General features: G+C 38.0%; 2 protein-coding genes. Both read left to right on the forward strand.

Going from position 1 to position 2,581, the window contains the following annotated elements; genetic code table 11:
- Window positions 1-1,455: hypothetical protein (locus AB1630_12170; protein MEW6104549.1), on the forward strand; the 1,455-nt coding region annotated here is incomplete at its 5' end.
- Between the two features lie 57 nt (window positions 1,456-1,512).
- On the forward strand, window positions 1,513-2,581 hold a 1,069-nt coding region (locus tag AB1630_12175; GenBank protein ID MEW6104550.1), incomplete at its 3' end, for a hypothetical protein.

Here is a 2,581-nt window from a genome sequence, read left to right on the forward strand (position 1 = left end):
ATGATAGGATTTAGCATAGTTTCCTTAGTGCTTCAAGGAAGGGAAAGAGAGATAAAGGTAAAGGATGAGGAGACAAGGGCAAGGGAGGAGTTTGAGAGGGCAAGGGAGGGGTGTAAAAAGGGGATAGGAGATATTTATAAAGAGCACAAAGGAAGGTATTGGAGGACTAAACTTTTTCCTTTTCTTTTTTGTGATTATTTCGAGTACATGGATTTGATAGAGAAAATGTATCATCTTAGGGTTAAGACAGCGGAAAAATACGAAGAAATTGCCCATGCCTATCCAAAGACAGAAATTGTTGACAAATGCCTGCTTGGGGCGATAATATTATTAGAGAAGGCTAAGTGGTGTGCAATGAACCTTGGTTGGAAGTGGGAGGGGCATAAGAAATTTGCGTTATATAATAGGATAGATGGTGATGTTACAAGATGTATTGATTGGCTGATAGAGAATTCTTTAAAAGAAGAGGTGGTTGAATTTGCAAAGATAAAGAGGGAGGATAGAAGGATTAGGAAAGAAAGACCTAAAATATATGGAGACGGATTTGAAGATTATAAGAAAACTTTGGAAGCGCTCGAAATGGGGAGAAAAGAGAGGGCTGAAAGAGAAAGAATAGGGGGGGGGTTGATTGAAAGCTATGAAGCATTGGCTAATCAATATCCCAATAGCGAGGTTGCTGATGATTGTTTATATGAGATTATAAAGATAAGCGGTAAGGATGATTTTTATTATCACCACAAACTTAGCTACAATTTAGAAAAAGCTAGACAAAGGTCATTAAAATATGTAAACTTGTTATATCAGATAGCCCCGCAAGGTGATTTAACCGAGGATTCCCATTTTATGGGAGGTGCCTTTGTAGAGTTAGTCAGAAGGTATCCTGAAACTAGGTTTTTTTATAATTCCTTAATTATAATTATGTCATCAAAGGCTTTCTTAGTTAAGGATACCCTTTGGGGATATAAAAGATTTATGGAGAAAAAGATAGATATTAAACATAAACTGCCTTTTGAATTTGATAAGTTTGATGATTGGCCCTGGGGGGGGGGAGAAGCCTTTTGGAGTTATCCTTTCCACGAGTATATAGACCAAAGATTCTCATTCTTAAATGGAATGCAAAGTAGCCTTTTGGCTTATCTTTCCAATTCCTTTGCCAAGTTCTTAGAGGAATATGCAAAGGAAAAAAATTGCTTTCCCAAGGGAAAGCTCTTAGAGGGAAATGAATTATACAGCATCCTTAAGCCCTATATGGATAAAGAAACAAGGTGGGAGAGGGATTTTAACCCATTTTATGAGGAATATGGCTTAAAATTAAATTACTATGAAAGCAATGGACAAAGCTTTAAACTTAGCTTAGAGTTATTAGACTTAAAACAAGAAACAGAGGGTAGATTAGGAGAAACAAAAGATTTTGATTTTTCTTTTGGAAAATTTTGTATAAATTATGATATTTGATATGGATTATAGGTATAATCTAAGCTTGGAAGAGCTAAAAAAGGAGGTTGATGAAAAATGAAGAAATGGGTTATATTAGGGATTATTTTAGGGATAAATACAGAGGCTTCTTATCACAAAGAGCCTCCCAACTATGAGGACTTTAAGCCAATCCTCTGGTATGAGCAAGACCATGGGGAATTTCCCATAAAGTACTATTATGATGACGATGATGTAGAAAATAATCGGGAACACTATCTTACAGGCCCCGGCGATGTTGGCTTAAGGACAGGAAACAATCAAGACCCAAAGCTATACCTTTATGGCGGAAAGGATAATGGCTATAATATTAAGCTCCTCTGTAAAGATAAGGATGGAGACCCCTTCTGGGTATTGCAATATCACTATTACAGCCCAAGGAATACATATTATAGATATCCAGCAATAAATCGTAGAATCCAAACCCATGAGCATGACTGGGAGTGGGTAGATGTTATTGTCCTTGAGGATAAAGATGGCTATTCCCCTTTGCTTGCCTCATCAGGAAGCCATCGGGGAACAACCAATTCACAAAGCTTTATCCAGCGTAAATATGGTGGGTATTTAGAAAGATATCGTGGATTTACCGGAAGTGGAAGCTTTGGTTTGCTAGAAAGAGAGGATAAAAGGGCAATATTTTATGTTGGCAATGATGGAAATGCAATGTATGGGACAAGGTGGGGTCTTAACAGGATTGAGCCATGGAGAAGGTTTGCCTTTATAGGAAGAAATAGCATTGATTTCTTAGGTGATTCTATCAGGGATTTTGGGAATATTGCTGTTCATTCAGATGGTTTAGCTGAGAAAAAGTTTTATGGAGGAGACCCGGCAAATCTTGAAGGAATACCAAGGTGGTTAAGGGAGTTGTTAAGATGGTTATATCCTGGGCTTGCTTCAGAAAACGAACATGATCCTAGGAGTCTAATGCTTGCCCCCTGGGCAAGGGGAGAAAAACACTGGAATAATCCATTTCCTGAGATAGATGTTCCCGACACCATCCCTCCGGTGGTAAGAAAACTAACCATAAGACAGAATAAAAAAGTCAAATACCAGGCAGAATGGATTGAGGAAAGGGAGGAGATTGGACCAAACAAGGTAGAGGTAGTTA

The sequence above is a fragment of the bacterium genome, from assembly GCA_040753555.1.
GTDB lineage: Bacteria > UBA9089 > UBA9088 > UBA9088 > UBA9088 > JBFLYE01.